The following is an 18428-nucleotide window of genomic DNA, read 5'->3' as shown; positions in this document are numbered from 1 at the left end:
GCCCGAGCCGTGCCGGCGGCGCCCGACGCAGCGAGGACACACCGAGCATGACGGTCTACCAGCCCCCCGGCACCCCCGGCAGCATCGTCGCCTACCGCTCCCGGTACGAGCACTGGATCGGCGGCGAATGGACGCCCCCGGTGCGCGGCGAGTACTTCGGCAACCCGACCCCGGTCACCGGCGAGGTGTTCACCGAGGTCGCCCGGGGCACCGCCGAGGACATCGAGGCCGCCCTGGACGCGGCCCACGCCGCCGCCCCGGCCTGGGGCCGCACCCCGGCCGCCGAGCGGGCGCAGGTGCTGCTGCGGGTCGCCGACCGGATGGAGGCCAACCTGGAGCGGCTGGCCGTCGCGGAGAGCTGGGAGAACGGCAAGCCGGTGCGCGAGACGCTGGCCGCCGACCTCCCGCTCGCCGTCGACCACCTGCGCTACTTCGCCGGTGCGCTGCGGGCCCAGGAGGGCAGCCTCTCCCAGCTGGACGAGGACACCGTGGCGTACCACTTCCACGAGCCGCTGGGCGTGGTCGGCCAGATCATCCCGTGGAACTTCCCGATCCTGATGGCGATCTGGAAGCTCGCCCCGGCGCTCGCGGCCGGCAACGCGGTGGTGCTCAAGCCCGCCGAGCAGACCCCGGCCTCGGTGCTGCTGCTCGCCGAGCTGACCGCCGACCTGCTGCCGCCCGGCGTGCTCAACATCGTCACCGGCTTCGGCGAGGAGGCCGGCGCCCCGCTCGCCGCCAGCCCCCGGGTCCGCAAGGTCGCCTTCACCGGCGAGACCACCACGGGCCGGCTGATCGCGCGCTCGGCGGCCGACAACCTGATCCCGGTCACGCTGGAGCTCGGCGGCAAGAGCCCGAACGTGTTCTTCGCGGACGTCGCCGCCGCCTCGGACGCCTTCTACGACAAGGCCGTTGAGGGCTTCGCGATGTTCGCCCTCAACCAGGGCGAGGTCTGCACCTGCCCCAGCCGCGCGCTGATCGACTCCGCGATCTACGAGCGGCTGCTCGCCGACGGCCTGGAGCGGGTGCGGGCGATGCGCCAGGGCGACCCGCTGGACACCGAGACCCAGGTCGGCGCCCAGGCCAGTGTCGAACAGCTGAAGAAGATCCTCTCCTACTTCGAGATCGGCCAGGAGGAGGGCGCCAAGCTCCTGGCGGGCGGCGAGCGGGCCGACCTCGGCGGCGCGCTGGCCGGCGGGTACTACGTCACGCCGACGGTCTTCGAGGGCGACAACTCGATGCGGGTCTTCCAGGAGGAGATCTTCGGACCGGTCGTCTCGGTCACCCGCTTCGACGGCTTCGACCACGCCGTCGCCCTCGCCAACGACACCCAGTACGGACTCGGGGCGGGCGTCTGGACCCGCAGCCTCAACACCGCCCACCGGGCCGGCCGCGCCATCCAGGCGGGCCGGGTCTGGACGAACTGCTACCACGCCTACCCGGCCCACGCGGCCTTCGGCGGCTACAAGAACTCCGGCATCGGGCGGGAGAACCACAAGGCGCTCCTGGAGCACTACCAGCAGACCAAGAACCTGCTGGTCAGCTACTCCCCCGACGCGGTCGGCTTCTTCTAGGAAGCGGAGCGGCAAAGCGGAGCGGGAGGCCCACCGGGACCTCCCGCTCCTCGCCACTCCCCGTGGCGGGCTCCGGGGCGATTCGCCTGTTCCGGGGATCAAAGCACATGAATGCGGCCAATTCACCGACGCGCCGCCGACATGCCCGGACGGCCCGCGCGAAAGCCGTAGACAGGACTCCCCCGTACCCCAACCCCGATCCGGGAGTCCCGCGTGACCATCGCCCCCACGAAACTCAGCGACCCCGCCGTCCGTGCCTTCGTCACCGCGGTCAACGCGGGCGACCGCGAGGCCTTCTTCGCGTTGCTCGCCCCGGGCGCGACCATGTCCGACGACGGGTCCGAGCGCGACCTGGCGGACTGGGTCGACCGGGAGATCTTCGGCCCGAACGGCCGGATGGCCGTCCAGACCGAGTCGCACGGCGGCCACGCGCTGGTCGCCGAGTTCACCAACGAGACCTGGGGCACGATGCGCACCGCGTGGCGCTTCACCATCGACGGCGGGAAGATCCGCCGCTTCGAGACCGGCCAGGCCTGAGGTCACCGGCCGGGCTCGGGGCTACCGGCCAGGCCTGAGGCGACCGGCCAGGCCTGAGGCGACCGGTCAGGCCCGGGGCTACCGGCCAGGCTTGAGGCGACCGGTCAGGCCCGGGGCTACCGGTCCAGCCCCAGACACCCCCGCACCGCGCGGATCAGGTTCCGCGAGCGGACGTCCCCGGTGACACCCGGCTGCATGCCGTTGGTGACGTAGCCGAAGCCCAGTCCCAGGTCGGGGTCGGCGAAGCCGAGCGAGCCGCCCCGCCCCGGGTGGCCGAAGCTCGCCGGGGAGGCCATCGGCGCGGTCGGGCCGTGCCGCCAGAAGCCCAGGCCGAAGGTGGAGTTGACGATCAGCACCCGGTCCGGCCCGCTCACCGCCGGCCCGACCGCGCGTGCCAGCACCTCGGGGCCGAGCAGCGGCGGCAGCAGCGCGCCGGAGCCGTCCGCACGGTCGGCCGCACCGATCAGCGCCGCGTAGAACCGGGCCAGCGACCGGGCGGTGCCGATGCCGCCGGCCCCGGGGATCTCGGCGGCCTGCACCGCCGGGTCGTTGAGGTCCACGCCGGGGCGCACCGAGGCGAAGGAGCGGGCGGTCAGCGAGGCCGGGTCCTGGTAGGCGTCCCGGACGGACTGCTTGGGCCGCAGCCGCAGCCCGCTCGGACCGGTCCGGGCCGCCTCCGGGGCCGGCAGGTCGACCAGCTTGCCGACCCGGGGCGCGGCGCCGGCCGGCAGCCCGATCCACAGGTCCAGCCCGAACGGCCGGGCGACCTCCTCGGCGAAGTACTGGCCTATGGTCCGCCCGCTCACCCGGCGCACCACCTCGCCGACCAGCCAGCCGAAGGTGTACGGGTGGTAGCCGTGGGCGGTGCCGGGTTCCCAGGCGGGCTCCTGCGCGGCGACGGCGGCGGCCGCGCGTTCCCAGGTGAGCACGTCCTCCAGCCGCAGCGGCACGTCCAGCGCGGGCACCCCGGCCTGGTGCGAGAGCAGCTGGCGCACCGGGACCCGGCCCTTGCCGGCCGCCGCGAACTCCGGCCAGTACGAGGCCGTCGGGGCGTCCAGGTCGAGCAGGCCGCGCTCGACCAGCAGCAGCGCGGCGGTCGCGGTGAGGCCCTTGGTGACCGAGCGCAGCACCTGGGCGGTGTCCGCCGTCCACGGCACCGCCGGCGCCGGCCGGCCGCCGACCTCCGGCCGGGCGTCGCCACCCCACAGGTCGACCACCTTGCGGCCGCGCACGTACAGCGCGAAGGCCGCGCCGAGCTCGCCGAAGTCGGCGAAGTTCCGTGCGAAGGCCTCCCGTACGGGCTCGAACCCCTCGGCCGTCTCGCCCCAGATCTCCACCACCGCGTGCCGTCCTCGACCAGTTCCGCTGCTTCTCATGCCACTCGCGCGCTCGTTTTCGATCTCTTTCGATCCTTCTTCGATCGAATCCGTTCGAACCGAGCCCCGAAACCCTAACCTGTCCCCCATGACCAACCCTGCCGAGGAACTGCTGGACATCGTCGACGAGCACGACCGCGTGATCGGGACCGCCCTGCGCGGCGAGGTGTACCGGCGCGGGCTCACCCACCGCTGCGTCTTCATCCTGGTCCGCGACCCGGCCGGACGGATCTTCGTCCACCGCCGCACCGACACCAAGCTGTTCGCCCCCGGCGCGTACGACATGTTCGTCGGCGGCGTGGTCGGCTCCGGCGAGACCTACGCCGAGGCCGCCGTCCGCGAGGCCGAGGAGGAACTCGGCGTCCACGGCATCGCCCCGCGGCCCCTGTTCAGGTTCCTCTTCGAACAGGACCGGCTCTCCTGGTGGTGCGACATGTACGAGGCCGAGTGGGACGGCCCGGTCTCCCCCCAGGAGTCCGAGGTCGCCTGGCACGCCTGGCTCACCCCCGCCGAACTCGCCGACCGCCTCACCCGCGACACCTTCGTCCCCGACGGACTGGAGGCCTACCGCCGCTACCTGGAGCTCCGGTCCGCCTAGCACCGCCGCGGCCTCGGGCCTGAGGGCCCGGGCCTGACGGTCCGGGACGGCGTACCGGCGGGTGGCGGCGCGCCCCTGGCTCCTCCGGAGGGCCCGCGACGAACTAGGGTGGCGCGCATGGCCTCCCGTACGCCGTCTCCGACGGCCGACCGCGCAGCACGGACCCCCGCATCCGCCCGGGCGGCGGGCGAGCGGCCGCGTCGACGGCTGAGCGTGGACGAGCGGCGGGAACAGCTGATCGCCGTGGCGCTGGAGCTGTTCAGCCGACGGCCGCCGGAGGAGGTGTCGATCGACGACATCGCCGCCGCCGCGGGCGCCTCCCGGCCGCTGGTCTACCACTACTTCCCCGGCAAGCAGGCGCTGTACGAGGAGTCGCTGCGGCGGGCCGGGCAGGAGCTGTCGGCGCGTTTCGAGGAGCCCATGGAGGGGCCGCTGTCGGAGCGGCTGCACCGGGTGATGGGCCGCTACCTGGACTTCGTGCAGAGCCACGGACCGGGCTTCGCCGCCCTGCTGCGCGGCGGCTCGGTGGCGGCCAGCGCGGGCACCTCGGCAGTGATCGACGACGTACGCCGGGCGGCGCAGGAGCAGATCCTGGCCCACCTGGCGATCCCCGCGCCGAGCGTCGGGCTGCGGCTGACGGTCCGGGCCTGGATCGCCAACGCCGAGATCACCTCGCTGGAGTGGTTGTCCGAGCGCTCGGTGCCGCTGGCGGAGCTCCAGCTGCACCTGGTGCAGGAGTTCGTCGCGGCGCTCACCCTCACCGCCGCCCGCGAGCCGGCCCTCGCCGCCGAACTGGCCTCCTTCTTCGCCGACGAGAGCCCGGACGGCCCGACCGGGCGCCTGGTGCGGGACCTCGCGGGGCTGTTCGCCGTGCCGGGGATCGTCGAGGCGGTCACCGCGCTCGCCGCCGGCACCCCCGACGACGGCTCCGCGCGGGCCACCGGGGCCGCCGCCGGCTGACCCGCGCGGTCGGCGGAGCGACGACCGGGACCGGCGGAGCGGTAACCGGGGTCGGCGCCGGATCCGGCGCCGCGCGCCGACCGTCCAAGTGATCATCGGGTGATCCTGCGGTTCGGTCAGGACAGTGGGCTCTGATAGGAATGAGCAGGGATCCGACGGCGCGCCGCCGCGCCGGGGCCGGTCCCACCCGAACCACCGACGGCAGACGGAGCAGAGCGGGGGGCTCACCAGGTGACCCAGGACGTCCAGTTCAGCGTGGAGGCCAATCCCTTCGCGGCAGCGGAGCAGGTCTGCGCGACCCTCGGCACCCTCACCGACGCCCTCTTCGACCAACACACCTCGCGCCACCCGGCGGCCTCGCTGAGCGCCCCGCGGACGGCCGAACACCCCGCCGCCGAGGCGCTGTTCGCCCTGCCGCTGGCCCCCAACGGCCCGGTGCACACCGCCCTCGACCGGCTCGGCACGGTGACCACCGCGGGCACCGGACGGCCGGGCACCGGCGCGCGGCTCACCGACCGGGTGGTCGCCGCGCTCCAGGCCCGGTACGGCGGCGGCGCGGTGCGCGGTGCCATCGCCGACCGGGGCACCACCTCGGCCGCGCTGTTCCAGCTCCCGGTCACCGGCGAGTTCGCCGACGCCAAGCTGCGTCCACCGTTCGCCCCCGCGCTGGCCGCGCTGGCGGCCGGGCAGCAGACCCGCCGGCCGGTCGAACTGCCCACCGGCGCGGGCACCGAGGTCCGGCTGGTCGTGCCGCCCGGCTTCCACTCGCTGACCTCCCCGGGCGGTCCGCCCGGCGTCTCCGCCCGTACGGTGCCCCCGCTGCCCGACGGCGCGGACCGGACCGGCGGTGGCGAGGGCGACGCGGCCACCGTGGCGGCCGCCGAGGAGCTGGCCCGGCACCTGGCCGAGGTCGCCGAGGAGCTGTTCAGCGCCACCGGTCCGGAGCCGCGGCGCGACTTCGCGGTGATCTCCGCCACCCTGGCCGACCTGATCCGCGACGCGGGCGTCGTGTACGCCGGTGTCTGCGCCCTGGAGCTGGACGACCGCGCCTCGGACGCCGCCCTGGTCGTCTCACTCGCCCGGCACCCGCTGCCGATCACCGCGCTCGCCACCGAGCTGGCCACCGTCCGGCGGCACGCCGAGGTGTGGACCGTGCTGCTGCCGGCCGGACCGGCCGCCGTCCTGGTCGAGGGCCGGACCGTCCCGGTACCCGGACCGCTGGCCGCCGACGGACAGCGGCGCTGGGTGGTCACCTCGGCCGTCCAGGCCTTCGTGCCGCTGCCGGACGGCGGGACGGTGCTGTGCGCCCAGCTGTCCACGGCGCGGCCGGAGGACTGGGGGCTGTACACGGAGGCGTTCGCGGAGCTGCTGAAGAGCATCCAGTTCGGCTGGGACGGCGTACCGGTCCCGGGTGTCGCGGCCGCCGTCCCGGCCGCCGCGGTGAGCAGCGTTCCGGCCCAGGCACCCGCTCCCGCCCCGACCCAGGCGCCCGCCCCCGCTCCGACCCCGTCGCCTGCTGCCGCCGCCGAGGAGGCGCCGACGGAGGAGCCGGAGGAGGGGCCCGTGCACCTGCGCGGCACACCGGTACGGGTGCCTCCCGCGGACTTCAACCCCTTCGCGCCGGTCGCGGAGACCCCGGAGGCCCCCGCTGCCGGTGGGGGCGAGGCGGCACCGGACGCCGAGGGCGGCCCGAAGGGCACCCCGGTGATGGTCCCGCCGCCGGACTTCAACCCCTTCGCCATGGGGGGCGTCCCGGACGTGCCGGGCGACGCGTCCGCCACCACCCAGCCCGCCGGGGCGGCTCCGGTCGCCGATCCGTTCGGCACCACGGTCGCGGCCGAGCAGAAGGCCGACCCGTTCGGCACCACTCTCCCCTCCCAGGGCCCGGCCGCCCCGCCGCCGCCCTCGACCCCGCCCGTCATCCCGGCCCAGGCACCGCCCGCCGCGGCCGAAGCGTCGGGGCGGGGCTCGGAGCAGGGCGGGGACGCGGAGGAGCCGGCCCCGGGCAAGGGCACGCCGGTGATGATCCCGCCGCCGGACTTCAACCCCTTCGCCATCGGGGGCCTCCCGGACCTGTCGGCTCCCGAACCGGAACCGGCGGAGGAGGCGGACGCCGAGCCGCAGAACCGCCCGTTCGGCTGATCCGGGGCGGGGAAGCCGCTGCGCGCCGTCACCGCGAACAGGTGACTGCTGTCAGCCGCACCCGGCCCGATCCGCGTCCGCCCTCAGCCGGCCCTCAGCCCGCCCGCCGGGCCAGGTGCACCACATCCGGAACCCCCCGGGCGACCGGGATCTCGTGCGTCACCACGTCCGAGAACCCCACCGCCCGCAGCGCCTCCTCGAAGGCCGGCGAAGGCTGCGCGCTCCACACCGCCAGCACCCCGCCCGCCCGCAGCCGGTGCCACAGCACCGCGAGCCCGTCCGCCCCGTACAGCCCGTCGTTGGACTCGGTGACGGTCCAGTCCGGCCCGTTGTCGATGTCCAGGCACAGCGCGTCGTAGCGCTCGCCGTCCGCCGCCGCGAGGTACTCCAGCAGGTCGGTGTGGAGCACCTCGACCCGCGGGTCCTCCAGCGCACCGTCGGAGAAGGCGCCGAGCGGGCCGGTCCGGTGCCAGTCGATGATCGCGGTCTCCCGCTCGACGATGGCGATCCGCCCCCAGCGCGGCTCGGCCGCCGCGTACGCCAGCGAGAAGCCGACCCCGAGGCCCCCGATCAGCACCGACGGCCGCTCGACCGGGCCGCCCGTGCGGTCCAGCTCGTCCAGCGCCGCCTGGATCAGCAGCCGCTCCGAGCGCCCGTCGGCGGTGTCCATCAGGAAGCACCCGTTGGCGATGATCTCGAAGTCCCGACCGCGTTGCCGGAGCACCACCTCGCCGTACGGGCCCTCCCGCCGGTCGAGGGTGACGACGGCCTCGTGGCCGTCGCGTTCGGGCAGTGCGGTGGTCATCCGTCCCCCTTGGTGGACTCGGGCGAACTCGGCTGCGGGGCCGCCCCCGTACGAACGGGGCGGGCACCTGCCCGACAATAGCCGAGTCCGCACCCGGGTCCGTCAGGTCGTGACCAGCACCCCCACGTACGAGACGCCCGCGACGACCACCCAGGACCCGAGCCCGAGCAGGGCGATCCGCCCACCGGTGCGGGCCATGGTCGGCAGGTGCACCGCACTGCCCAGGCCGAACAACGCGGCGGCCAGCAGCAGCCCCTGGGCGTCCGCGGCCAGGTCGAGCGCCCGCTCGGGCAGCACCCCGGTGGTCCGCAGGACGATCATCGCGAGGAACCCGGCCACGAACAGCGGCACGATCGGCGGACGGCTGCCGGTCTTCACCGACTTCTCACTCGGCTTCGCATCCGACTTCTCGCCCGACGCCGCGCCCGCCGCGCCCTCCTGACCTGCCCCGCCCGCCGCTGAGGCCCCCACCGGAGCACCCACCGACGCCCCGACCGAAACCTCCGCCAGGGCCGCCACCCGCGCCGCCCGCATGTTCCGCCGCACCGCCACGGCCACCCCCGCGACCAGCGGCGCCAGCAGCACCACGCGCATCAGCTTGACCAGCACCGCCTCCCGCAGCGCCCCGGCCCCGCCGGTCTGCGCGGTCGCGACCACCTGCCCGACGTCGTGCACGCTCGCCCCGACCCAGCGCCCGAACTCCGACTCGCCGAGCCCGAGCGGGTGTTGGAGCAGCGGCAGCACGGCGATCGCCAGCGTCCCGCAGAGGGTCACCAGCGCCACCGAGGCCGCGACGTCCTCCTCCTCGCTGCCCGCCGCCTGGCTGACCGCGCCGATCGCCGAGGCCCCGCAGATCGAGTACCCGGTGGCGACCAGCAGCGGTTGGTCCCCGGGCAGGCCGAGCCGCCGGCCCAGCCAGAGCGTGCCCGCGAAGGTGGCCGCGACCACCGCGAGCACCATGGCGACGGTGGCCCAGCCGAGGCCGAGCACGTCGTCCAGGCTGAGCTTGAGCCCGAGCAGGACGATCCCGAGCCGCATCAGCCGCTTCCCGGCCGTGGACAGCCCCGGCCGGGCGATCCCGCGGACCACTGGGCGCAGCCCGGGCAGGTGGGCCACCAGCATGCCGAGCACGACGGCGGCGGTGAGCTCGGGCACGGCCGGCACCAGCGCGTGGATGCCCAGCGCGGCCGCCACTCCGAGGGCCGCGAGCAGCAGCCCGGGGGCGTCCCCGCGCATCGGGGGCAGCGAGCGGGTGCCGGCGGTGCGGTGCCTGAGGGTCAGTGCCACGCCGCCCTCACTGCTGCCGGTCGGCGGGCAGCCGGTAGACCCGCCGGATGCTGGTGCCGAGCCGCGAGACGTCCGCGCCGTAGACGTGGATGGAGATCGCCGTGCTGCTACAGGAGTTGCGCACCAGGTGGATGTCGCCGGGCGGGGCGAAGGCGGCCACGGTGCCGGCCGGGCCGGCCACGTGCTCGGTCTCGACCAGCCGGGAGGTGGGGCCGTCGGAGACCAGCCGGTAGCGGGTCTCGCTCTCCTGTCCCTGGTGGACGCCGGCCACGCACCAGGAGACGTGGTCGTGGATCGGGGTCTGCTGTCCGGGCAGCCAGACCAGGGCGACGACGGAGAAGCTGCCGTCCCCCTCGGCGTGCAGGACGTGCTGGCGGTAGCGCTGCGGGTCGCCCTCGCGCTGGGCGGGGGTGAGCAGCGCGTCGGACCCGTCCGGGTCGGCGTGCAGGTGCGGGGCGAGGCGCTCGCCGACCAGGTAGGCGGTGAGCTCCGGCGGGAGCCCGCGGTCCACGACGGCGCGGATCTCACTGATCAGCGCGGTCATCCGCTCGGTGAGCCGGTCGCTGCCGACCGTGGCTGAGGGTGTCATCCCAGCAGGTTCGTGCCCATGGACCCATCACGTCCAAGGAGGGTTTGTAAGCAATCTCCCCATCAACGCTTATAGGTCACCGGCTACCAGCCCGTGCTCGTCGGTCACGTCGCCCGCCGACGGGTCAGCACCCGACCCGGCTCGCCGCGGCCTGCCGCAGGTGGTCCAGGACCAGCCCGGTGGCCGGGATCCGCCGGTGCTCGCGCAGCACGTACGCGCTCACCTGCCGCCGCAGGTGCGGCTCGACGGCCCGCCCGGTGACCTTGCGGTGGCACATGAAGGAGAGCACCAGCGCCGGCATCAGCGCGATCCCGACGCCTGCGGCGACGAGCGACTGCACCGCGAGGTTGTCGTCGGTGGAGAAGACGATGTCCGGCGCGAAGCCCTCCTCCGCACAGACGTGCAGCAGGTTGGCCCGACAGCGCGGACAGCCGGCGATCCAGCGTTCGCCGCCGAGGTCGGCCAGCCGTACGGCGTGCCGGCGGCCGAGCGGGTGCCCGACCGGCAGCAGCACCGTGAGCAGGTCCTCCATCAGCGGGATCTCGTCCACGCCCTCCGGCACCTCGGCGGCCGCGCCGGGGTAGCGGAAGGCCAGCGCGATGTCGCACTCCCCGCGCAGCAACCGCTGGACGGAGTCCGGCGGCTCGGCTTCCAGCAGCTCGACCCGCACACCGGGGTGCTCGGCCAGCAGCCGGGCCATCGCCTGGGGTATCAGGGTGGCGTTGGCGCTGGGGAAGGCGCAGACCCGCACCCGCCCGGCGCGCAGCCGGGCCAGCGCGGCGAGCTGCTGCTGGGCGGCGGACATGCTGCCGAGGATCAGCTCGGCATGTCGGGAGAGCGCCTCGCCGGCCTCGGTGAGCCGCAGTCCGCGCCCCGCCCGGGTGAAGAGCGGCACGCCGACGGTGCGTTCGAGCGCCTTCATCTGCTGGGTGATGGCGGGCTGGGTGTAGCCGAGTTCGCGGGCGGCGGCCGAGTAGGAGCCGGCCCGGACGACCTCGTGGAACGTCCTGATGTGCCGCGAATCGAACACCGGCTCCATGATCCCTCCCACCCGCTCGTCCACCGTCGGCAGCCCCGTTCCGGCCGCGCTCCGGCCGTCCACGGGGCGCGCCGGGGCGCCCGAGAATCATAAGAGGAATTTGGAGGTACCGACCCCAACCCCACCCGCACCTATGGTTCAGCCCCGAACCGGCCTTCTCACTGCTGCACCGACGGCGGCAGCCCCACCGGCACCCCGGCCTTGGCCACCGGTGCCCCGCCCCGCGCGCTCGGGCTGCGCCGGCTGCGCCGCTCCACGAAGCGGGCGAGCCAGGAGAGCAGCAGACACATGCCGATGTAGATCGGCGCGATCACCATCACCACCGGGATGAACGGCAGGTCGTAGTCCAGGTTGGTGGCGATCAGCTTGCCCGCGTGCAGGAACTCCTCGAAGGTGATCAGGAAGCCCAGCGAGGTGTCCTTGAGCGCGACCACCAGCTGACTGATGATGGCCGGCAGCATCGCCCGGTTGGCCTGCGGCACCAGGACGTACGTCATCACCTGGGTCTTGCGCATCCCCAGCGCGAACGCCGCCTCCCGCTGCCCCTTGGGCACCGCGAGCACGCCGGCCCGGAAGACCTCGGCCAGCACCGAGCCGTTGTAGAGCACCAGCCCGGCCACCAGCGCCCAGAGCGGCTGCACCTTGAGCGCGACGAAGACGAAGAAGATCATCACCAGCACCGGCATGGCCCGGAAGAACTCCACCACCAGCGTGGCCAGCCAGCGCACCACCCGGTGGTCGGAGAGCCGACCGGCGGCGAACAGCGCGCCGAACGGCAGCGCGAACAGCACCGTCCAGCCGAAGGCCTGCAAGGTGTTGCCGAGCCCGCGCAGCAGCAGGTCCTGCACGCCCCGGTACTCGAAGGGCTGCCACTTGGCGTACGTGAACTGGTGGGTGTGGAAGAGCATGTAGACCACCCAGCCGATCAGCGCCGCGATCAGCAGCAGCGCGATCCCGCCGTACAACCGGTGCCGGGAGAGCGCCTTCGGGCCGGGGATGTCGTACAGCGCCGAGGATTCAACGCTCATCGGGACACCGCCACTCGTCGTTCCAGCAGGTTGAAGACGGCGCTGATGGCCAGGGTGATGATCAGGTAGCCGACGGCGATCCAGACGAAGGTCCAGATGATGCTGTAGCCCAGCTCGTTGATGGTCCGGTAGGTGCCCAGCAGTTCGGTGACGCTGAACGAGCCGGCGATCGCCGTGTTCTTCGCCAGCGCGATCATCACACTGCCGAGCGGCGCCACCACCGAGCGGTACGCCTGCGGCAGCACCACCAGGCTCATCGTCTGCCCGAAGTTCATGCCGAGGCTGCGGGCCGCCTCGCCCTGCCCGGTCGGCACCGTGTTGATGCCCGACCGCATCGACTCGCAGACGAAGGCCGAGGTGTAGCAGCCCAGCGCGAGCACCGCGAAGGTGTAGAAGGGCAGGGTGATGTCGAACCGGGGCAGGCCCAGCACCACGATGAAGAACAGCAGGGTCAGCGGCGTGTTGCGCAGCACCGTCACCCACAGCGTCCCGAACACCCGCAGCGGCTTCACCGGCGAGACCCGGAAACCCGCGATCAGCACGCCCAGCACCAGCGACAGCACGGCGCTCACCGCGAACAGCGAGAGCGTGCCGAGGAACCCGTCCCAGTAGGTCGACCAGTTGTCGGTCAGCGTTTTCACGGCGCGGCCCTCTCAGTACCGGTCGATCTGCGGCGGGTTCGGCGCCGGTTCCCCGGAGAGGCCGAGGGTCGCCTCGAACGCCCTCCTCCAGTCGCCGTTCTGCATGTGGTGCTCCAGCGCGTCGTTGATCGCGCCGCGCAGCACGGTGTCGTTCTTCGGCACCCCGATGCCGTACGGCTCGGTCGAGAACAGCGGGCCGACCACCTTGAGCTCGTCCGGCACCTTGGCCGCGTAGCCGAGCAGGATCGCGTTGTCCGTGGTCACCGCGTCGACCTGGTTGGTGATCAGGTTGTCCACGCAGGCCGAGTAGGTGTCGTAGCCGATCAGCTTCGCCTTCGGGTACTGCGACTGGATGCGCTGGTACGGCGTCGAGCCGGCCGCCGAGCAGACCTTCTTGCCGTCCAGGTCCTGCGGGCCGTGGATGGTGGTGTTGTTCTTGCGCACCAGCAGCGACTGCCCGGCGATGAAGTACGGGCCGGCGAAGCCGACCAGCTTCTTCCGGTTGTCGTTGATGGTGTAGGTGCCCACGTAGTAGTCCACCTGGCCGTTCTGCAGGGCGGTCTCGCGGTTGGCCGAGGCGATCGTCTTGAACTGGATCCGGTCCGGCGGGAAGCCCAAGGAGGCGCCGACCATCTTGGCGATCTCGATGTCGAAGCCGGAGTACACGCCGGTGGCCGGGTTCTTCTGGCCCAGGTACGGCTGGTCCTCCTTGGCGCCGACCACCAGGTGGCCCCGGCTGCGGGCGGCGTCCAGGGTCGGCGAGCCGGTGATCGTGGAGGCGTCCTGCACCTGGTAGGTGGGCAGGGCGCTGGGCTGCGGGCCCTTCGGCGGCGGGGTGCCGGGCTTGCCGCAGCCCGCCACCAGCGCGGTGAACAGCAGGGCGGCGGCGAGCACGCGCCGCCCCGCCCGCGCCACGGCCCTCCCCGCGGGCCTCGCCGTCGGCGTCGTCTCACGGTTCACGGCGCCGCCTCAGTGCTTCAGGATCTTGGACAGGAAGTCCCGGGCACGATCGCTCTCAGGAGCGCTGAAGAAGTCCTCCGGGGCGCGGTCCTCGACGATCCGGCCGTCGGCCATGAACACCACCCGGTTCGCGGAGGCCCGGGCGAAGCCCATCTCGTGGGTGACCACGATCATCGTCATGCCCTCGCTCGCGAGCTGGCGCATGACGTCCAGCACCTCGTTGATCATCTCGGGGTCGAGCGCCGAGGTGGGCTCGTCGAACAGCAGCGCCTTGGGGTCCATCGCCAGCGCGCGGGCGATCGCGACCCGCTGCTGCTGCCCGCCGGAGAGCTGCGCCGGGTACTTGGCGGCCTGCTCGGCGAGGCCCACCCGCTCCAGCAGCGCGCGGGACTTGTCGTCCGCCTCCGCCTTGGGCCGGCCGCGGACCTTGATCTGCGCGAGCGAGACGTTCTGCAGCACGGTCTTGTGCGCGAACAGGTTGAAGGACTGGAACACCATGCCGACCTCGGCGCGCAGCCTGGCCAGCCCCTTGCCCTCCTCGGGCAGCGGCTGGCCGTCGATCAGGATGGTGCCGTTCTCGATCGGCTCCAGCCGGTTGATCGCCCGGCAGAGGGTGGACTTGCCGGAGCCGGACGGGCCGATGACGACGACGACCTCGCCGCGTCCCACCGTCAGCTCGATGTCCTGCAGCACGTGCAGGTCCCCGAAGTGCTTGTTGACCCCGCGCATCTCGATCAGCGGGGTGAAGGCCGAGGCGCCGGCCGGGGCCGGCCCGGGGGCTGTGGTCACCTGCTGCGCCGTCCCTTCAGCAGCCAGCCCAGCGCGACGCCCGCGATCAGCGTGGCCAGCAGCGCGATCCAGAGCGGCGCGGTGACGGTGAAGACCCAGAACTGGATCTTGACCTTGTCGAGGTTGGCGAACAGGAACCACACGGCGAGGACGACGATGGCGCCGATCCCGATGTAGCGCGTGGGAATCCCGCCGATCTCACCGCGCGGGGAGCGGGACGAGCCGTCTGAAATCTTGGTCACCGGAGCAGTCTGCGGGCCGGGCGGCCGATTTGCCCGGTTACGCGCCCCTCCGGGTCAGGGAGTAACCCGTACGGGGCAATCCGACCCCGTACGGGTTTGAACCCCCTCCTGCCCCGGACGGCCCGCTCCCTGCTCGTCCCGCCCCGGGCGTCGCGCTACCGCTCGTCCCGCCAGGACCGCCAGAGCGCCGCGTACGGACCGCCCGCCGCGACCAGGTCCGGGTGGCTGCCGTACTCGCTGATCCGCCCGCCCTCGACCACCGCGATCACGTCCGCGTCGTGCGCGGTGTGCAGCCGGTGGGCGATGGCGATGACCGTCCGGCCCTCCAGCACCCTGGAGAGCGAGCGCTCCAGGTGCCGGGCGGCCCGCGGGTCCAGCAGGGAGGTGGCCTCGTCCAGCACCAGGGTGTGCGGATCGGCCAGCACCAGCCGGGCCAGCGCCAGTTGCTGGGCCTGCGGCGGGGTCAGCGAGGCGCCGCCGGAGCCGACCTCGGTGTCCAGGCCCTCCGACAGGGCGTCCACCCAGGCCCCGGCGTCCACCGCGTCCAGCGCGGCCCGCAGCTCGGTGTCGTCCGCGTCGGGCGCGGCCAGCCGCAGGTTGTCCCGCAGGGTGCCGACGAAGACGTGGTGCTCCTGGTTCACCAGGGCGACCTCCGCGCGCACCCGCTCGGCGGGCATCCGCGCCAGCGCCGCTCCGCCGAGGGTCACGCTGCCGCGGCCGGGGGCGTAGATCCCCGCCAGCAGCCGGCCGAGCGTGGACTTGCCCGCGCCCGACGGCCCGACCAGCGCGACCCGGCTGCCCGGGGCGACGTCCAGACTGATGCCGTGCAGGACGTCGGCACCCTCCCGGTAGCCGAACCGGACGTCCTTCGCCTCGACCCGACGGCCGTCCGGCCGGGCGGACTCGTCCCCCTCGTGCTCCGGCACCTCACGCACGCCGACCAGCCGGGCCAGCGAGGCCTGGCCGATCTGGAGCTCGTCGTACCAGCGCAGGATCAGGTCCACCGGGCCGGTCAGCATCTGCGCGTAGAGCACGCCGGTGGTCAACTGGCCCACGGTGATCCAGCCCCGGAGGGTGAACAGCCCGCCGAGCACCAGGGTGGCGAGCACCGCCGCGGTGTAGAACGCGTCGATGGTCGGGAACCAGACCGAGCGCAGCCACAGCGTGTACCGCTCCCAGGCCAGCCACTCGCGCAGCTTGCGGTCGGTCAGCCCGACCCGCTGGTCACCCAGTCGCAGGGCCTCGACCGTCCGCCCGGCGTCGACCGTCTCGGCCAGCACGTTGCTCACCGCCGCGTACCCGGCCGACTCGCTGCGGTAGGACTGCGGCGCGCGCCGGAAGTACCAGCGGGAGCTGACCAGCAGCAGCGGCAGGCCGACCAGCGAGGTCAGTGCGAGCAGCGGCGAGGTGACCAGCAGCGCACCGAGCACCAGGAGCAACGACACCACGGCAACGGCGAGTTCGGGCACCGCCTCGCGCACCGACTTGTCCAGCCGGTCGATGTCGGTGGTGCCCCGGGAGACCAGGTCCCCGGTGCCGGCCCGCTCCAGCACGCCGGTCGGCAGGGCCACCGAGCGGACCAGGAAGTCCTCGCGCAGGTCGGCCAGCACCTTCTCGCCGAGCACCGCGCCGCGCATCCGCGACCAGCCGGTGAACGCCGCCTGCGCCACCAGGGCCAACAGGTACCAGGCGACCGCCACCGTGATGGTGGACCCGGCCGTCCCGGTGGCCAGCGACTCGACCAGGCGGCCGAGCACCCAGGGGCCGACCAGCCCGGCCACCGTGGCCGTCGAGTGCAGCGTCACCACCGCGGAGAACCCGCGGCGGTGCCGCCGCGCGAGCAGCCGCAGGTACCCGCGCACGGCGGCCGGGGAGCCGACCGGCAGGGTGGTGGCCGGCCCCTGTTCCTCCTGGACGGGGGGCTTCATGACGTACTCCTCGCGTGCGTGGCAGGGAAGTTGACGGTGGTCCTCATACGGCCCCACCCACCGGACGGGCCGCTTCCTCGTCGCGGGTGACCACGGCCCGGTAGGCCGGCTCGGTCCGCATCAGCTCGCGGTGCCGCCCGGCCGCGACGACCCGGCCCTCCTGCAGCAGCACCACCCGGTCCGCCTGGTCGAGCAGCAGCGGGCTGGTCGCGAACACCACGGTGGTGCGGCCGGCCCGGGTGTCCCGTAGCCCGGAGGCGATCCGCGACTCGGTGTGCGCGTCCACCGCGCTGGTGGGCTCGTCCAGCACCAGCACCGGAGGGTCCGCCAGCAGGGCACGGGCCAGCGCGAGCCGCTGGCGCTGCCCGCCGGACAGCGAGCGTCCGCGCTCGGTGATCCGGGCGCGCATCGGGTCTCCCCCGCACTCCGGCGAGCCCTCCACCAGGGCCTCCAGCACGTCGTCGGACCGGGCCGCCGCCAGGGCCTCGGCCGCCGGGACCCGCCCCGAGGACGGGATGTCGAACAGCTCAGCCAGCGTGCCGGAGAGCAACACCGGCTCCTTGTCGTGGACCAGCACCGCCGCCCTGGCCTCGGCCAGCGGCACCGCGTCCAGCTCCGTGCCACCGAGCCGCGCCGAGGCCTGCGGCTGTTCGCCCTCGGCCAGCGGGACGTGCCCGCCGAGCCGCTCGGCCAGCGCCCCGGCGTAGTCCGGGTCCCCGCAGACCACGGCGGTCAGCTCGCCGGCCCGCGCCGTCAGCCCGCTCGCCGGGTCGTGCAGGTCGGCCTTGTCCGGCCTGGCCAGCGCGGCCTCGGCGGTACCGGTGATCCGGTCCAGCGAGAGCACCCGGACGGCCCGCCCGGCGGAGACCCGGGCCACGCTCCAGGCGTGCGCCGCCTCGCCGAGGATGCGCAGCGGAGCGGCCAGGAAGGCCGTCGCGCCGTACACCGCGATCAGGGTGCCGACGGCGAGCTCGCCGGAGGCCACCAGCCGGGCGCCGTACCAGGTGACGCCGACCACGAACAGGCCTGGCAGCAGCACCTGTTGGGCCTGCATCAGCGACCAGATCCGGGACGACCGGACGGCCGCCGCCCGGACCTTCTGGGAGGCGGCCCGGTACCGCTCCAAGAACAGCTCCTCGCCGCCGATGCCGCGCAGCACCCGCAGCCCCGCGACGGTGTCGGCCGCCAGCTCGGTGGCCTTGCCGCCGAGGGCGCGCTGCTGCTCGTAGCGCCGCTCGAACGGCCCGATCAGCGGCCAGACGGAGGCCGCCAGCACCGGGACGCCGAGCAGCACCCCGACACCGAGCACCGGATCGACCGTCAGGACCGCCACGCTGACGGCCAGCCAGACGATCACCGCAGCCCGGACCCGGGCGACCAGCTCGACGTACCAGCCGATCCGCTCGACGTCCCCGCTGCCGACCGCGACGACCTCGCCGGTGGCGATCCGGCGGGACAGCCCGGCCCCGAGGTGCGAGGCCTGCCGGGCCACCAACTGCCGTACGTGGGTGGCCGAGTGGATCCAGTTCCAGACCGCCTGACGGTGCAACAGCACGGTGCCGACCGAGGCGCCCGCGCCCAGCAGCAGCAGGAGCCCGGCGGCCCGCCAGATCCCGCCGGCGTCACCGTCCACGGCGGCCTGCACGCCGAACCCGAGCGGTATCGGCAGGGCGGCCTGGCCCCCCATCTCGATCAGCGCCCAGAGGGTGGCGAGCAGTTGCCCGCGCCGCTGGCTGCGCTGCAGCCAGCGCAGGAAGGCCAGGGGTGAGGAGAGGTCGGGACTGCCGGGATCGGCCAGCGGCAGGGGGGTGAGCAGCATGACACTCCGATACGAGCGGTGCGCGGGTGCGGGGCACGGGCGCACGGGGGAGCCAGGGAGCAAGGGGGGCAGGGGGCACGGAACGCCTCAGTGCCGTGCGCACAGCACGCACGGCGG

At 73.9% G+C, this 18428-nt stretch carries 17 protein-coding genes; 5 read left to right on the top strand and 12 right to left on the bottom strand.

Translation table 11 applies throughout. The features are described 5' to 3' along the window. Positions 1-47 precede the first annotated feature (47 nt). Both ACFU6K_RS00965 and ACFU6K_RS00960 read left to right on the top strand, forming a co-directional pair. Entirely contained in the window at positions 48-1571 is a 1524-nt protein-coding gene (locus ACFU6K_RS00965; protein WP_380660124.1) for an aldehyde dehydrogenase family protein, read from the top strand. A 213-nt stretch (positions 1572-1784) separates the two neighbouring features. Further along, positions 1785-2108, top strand: a complete 324-nt coding sequence (locus ACFU6K_RS00960) for a nuclear transport factor 2 family protein (protein WP_380660116.1) — start codon at positions 1785-1787, stop codon at positions 2106-2108. A 116-nt stretch (positions 2109-2224) separates the two neighbouring features. Here ACFU6K_RS00960 and ACFU6K_RS00955 read toward each other — a convergent pair whose 3' ends face one another. After that, the gene (locus ACFU6K_RS00955; RefSeq protein ID WP_380660115.1) at positions 2225-3448 is read right to left on the bottom strand and encodes a serine hydrolase domain-containing protein; all 1224 of its coding nucleotides are present in this window, start codon (positions 3446-3448) and stop codon (positions 2225-2227) included. 124 nt (positions 3449-3572) lie between these two features. On the opposite strand from ACFU6K_RS00955, the gene ACFU6K_RS00950 reads away from it, so the two are divergent. From ACFU6K_RS00950 to ACFU6K_RS00940, 3 genes are all read left to right on the top strand, one after another. Beyond that, the gene (locus tag ACFU6K_RS00950) at positions 3573-4082 is read left to right on the top strand and encodes an NUDIX hydrolase (protein WP_380660114.1); all 510 of its coding nucleotides are present in this window, start codon (positions 3573-3575) and stop codon (positions 4080-4082) included. 117 nt (positions 4083-4199) lie between these two features. Next, positions 4200-5042, top strand: a complete 843-nt coding sequence (locus ACFU6K_RS00945; protein ID WP_380660112.1) for a TetR/AcrR family transcriptional regulator — start codon at positions 4200-4202, stop codon at positions 5040-5042. Positions 5043-5273: 231 nt separating this feature from the next. Continuing rightward, a complete protein-coding gene (locus ACFU6K_RS00940; protein WP_380660111.1) occupies positions 5274-7184 on the top strand; it encodes a hypothetical protein in 1911 nt (636 codons plus the stop codon). A 94-nt stretch (positions 7185-7278) separates the two neighbouring features. Here ACFU6K_RS00940 and ACFU6K_RS00935 read toward each other — a convergent pair whose 3' ends face one another. From ACFU6K_RS00935 to ACFU6K_RS00885, 11 genes are all read right to left on the bottom strand, one after another. Continuing rightward, positions 7279-7989 (bottom strand): spermidine synthase, encoded by a 711-nt coding sequence (locus ACFU6K_RS00935; RefSeq protein ID WP_380660110.1) that lies wholly within the window; start codon positions 7987-7989, stop codon positions 7279-7281. A gap of 102 nt (positions 7990-8091) precedes the next feature. Beyond that, positions 8092-9225, bottom strand: coding sequence for a YeiH family protein (locus tag ACFU6K_RS00930; RefSeq protein ID WP_380660122.1), 1134 nt, complete (start codon positions 9223-9225; stop codon positions 8092-8094). Positions 9226-9283: 58 nt separating this feature from the next. Beyond that, positions 9284-9865, bottom strand: a complete 582-nt coding sequence (locus ACFU6K_RS00925; RefSeq protein ID WP_380660109.1) for a cysteine dioxygenase — start codon at positions 9863-9865, stop codon at positions 9284-9286. 124 nt (positions 9866-9989) lie between these two features. Further along, complete coding sequence (locus ACFU6K_RS00920; RefSeq protein WP_049649505.1) at positions 9990-10895, bottom strand: LysR family transcriptional regulator; 906 nt, start codon at positions 10893-10895, stop codon at positions 9990-9992. Between the two features lie 167 nt (positions 10896-11062). Then, the gene (locus ACFU6K_RS00915; protein WP_380660108.1) at positions 11063-11932 is read right to left on the bottom strand and encodes an amino acid ABC transporter permease; all 870 of its coding nucleotides are present in this window, start codon (positions 11930-11932) and stop codon (positions 11063-11065) included. Beyond that, positions 11929-12573 carry an amino acid ABC transporter permease gene (locus ACFU6K_RS00910; protein ID WP_074004373.1) on the bottom strand — a complete coding sequence of 215 codons (645 nt, stop codon included), beginning with the start codon at positions 12571-12573 and terminating at the stop codon, positions 11929-11931. Before ACFU6K_RS00910 ends, ACFU6K_RS00915 begins: the two co-directional genes overlap by 4 nt. 12 nt (positions 12574-12585) lie before the next feature. Continuing rightward, complete coding sequence (locus ACFU6K_RS00905) at positions 12586-13488, bottom strand: glutamate ABC transporter substrate-binding protein (RefSeq protein WP_380660107.1); 903 nt, start codon at positions 13486-13488, stop codon at positions 12586-12588. Between the two features lie 54 nt (positions 13489-13542). Continuing rightward, positions 13543-14271 carry an amino acid ABC transporter ATP-binding protein gene (locus tag ACFU6K_RS00900; RefSeq protein WP_380660121.1) on the bottom strand — a complete coding sequence of 243 codons (729 nt, stop codon included), beginning with the start codon at positions 14269-14271 and terminating at the stop codon, positions 13543-13545. Between the two features lie 47 nt (positions 14272-14318). Continuing rightward, positions 14319-14564 (bottom strand): lipopolysaccharide assembly protein LapA domain-containing protein, encoded by a 246-nt coding sequence (locus ACFU6K_RS00895; RefSeq protein ID WP_049649495.1) that lies wholly within the window; start codon positions 14562-14564, stop codon positions 14319-14321. Positions 14565-14719: 155 nt separating this feature from the next. After that, a complete protein-coding gene (locus ACFU6K_RS00890) occupies positions 14720-16492 on the bottom strand; it encodes an ABC transporter ATP-binding protein (RefSeq protein ID WP_380660106.1) in 1773 nt (590 codons plus the stop codon). A gap of 43 nt (positions 16493-16535) precedes the next feature. Continuing rightward, the gene (locus ACFU6K_RS00885) at positions 16536-18311 is read right to left on the bottom strand and encodes an ABC transporter transmembrane domain-containing protein (RefSeq protein WP_380660105.1); all 1776 of its coding nucleotides are present in this window, start codon (positions 18309-18311) and stop codon (positions 16536-16538) included. Positions 18312-18428: the final 117 nt, after the last annotated feature.

It is taken from the genome of Kitasatospora sp. NPDC057512, from assembly GCF_042802135.1.
Taxonomy (GTDB): domain Bacteria; phylum Actinomycetota; class Actinomycetes; order Streptomycetales; family Streptomycetaceae; genus Kitasatospora.
This window is presented reverse-complemented; position numbering and strand designations above follow the sequence as displayed.

What these genes read in the sequence shown, in the direction of transcription:
- ACFU6K_RS00965 (WP_380660124.1), top strand. Translation starts at nt 48, where the DNA reads ATGACGGTCTACCAGCCCCCCGGCACCCCCGGCAGCATCGTCGCCTAC.
- ACFU6K_RS00950 (WP_380660114.1), top strand. Translation starts at nt 3,573, where the DNA reads ATGACCAACCCTGCCGAGGAACTGCTGGACATCGTCGACGAGCACGAC.
- ACFU6K_RS00945 (WP_380660112.1), top strand. Translation starts at nt 4,200, where the DNA reads ATGGCCTCCCGTACGCCGTCTCCGACGGCCGACCGCGCAGCACGGACC.
- ACFU6K_RS00935 (WP_380660110.1), bottom strand. Translation starts at nt 7,989, where the DNA reads ATGACCACCGCACTGCCCGAACGCGACGGCCACGAGGCCGTCGTCACC.
- ACFU6K_RS00930 (WP_380660122.1), bottom strand. Translation starts at nt 9,225, where the DNA reads ATGCGCGGGGACGCCCCCGGGCTGCTGCTCGCGGCCCTCGGAGTGGCG.
- ACFU6K_RS00925 (WP_380660109.1), bottom strand. Translation starts at nt 9,865, where the DNA reads ATGACACCCTCAGCCACGGTCGGCAGCGACCGGCTCACCGAGCGGATG.
- ACFU6K_RS00915 (WP_380660108.1), bottom strand. Translation starts at nt 11,932, where the DNA reads ATGAGCGTTGAATCCTCGGCGCTGTACGACATCCCCGGCCCGAAGGCG.
- ACFU6K_RS00890 (WP_380660106.1), bottom strand. Translation starts at nt 16,492, where the DNA reads ATGAAGCCCCCCGTCCAGGAGGAACAGGGGCCGGCCACCACCCTGCCG.
- ACFU6K_RS00885 (WP_380660105.1), bottom strand. Translation starts at nt 18,311, where the DNA reads ATGCTGCTCACCCCCCTGCCGCTGGCCGATCCCGGCAGTCCCGACCTC.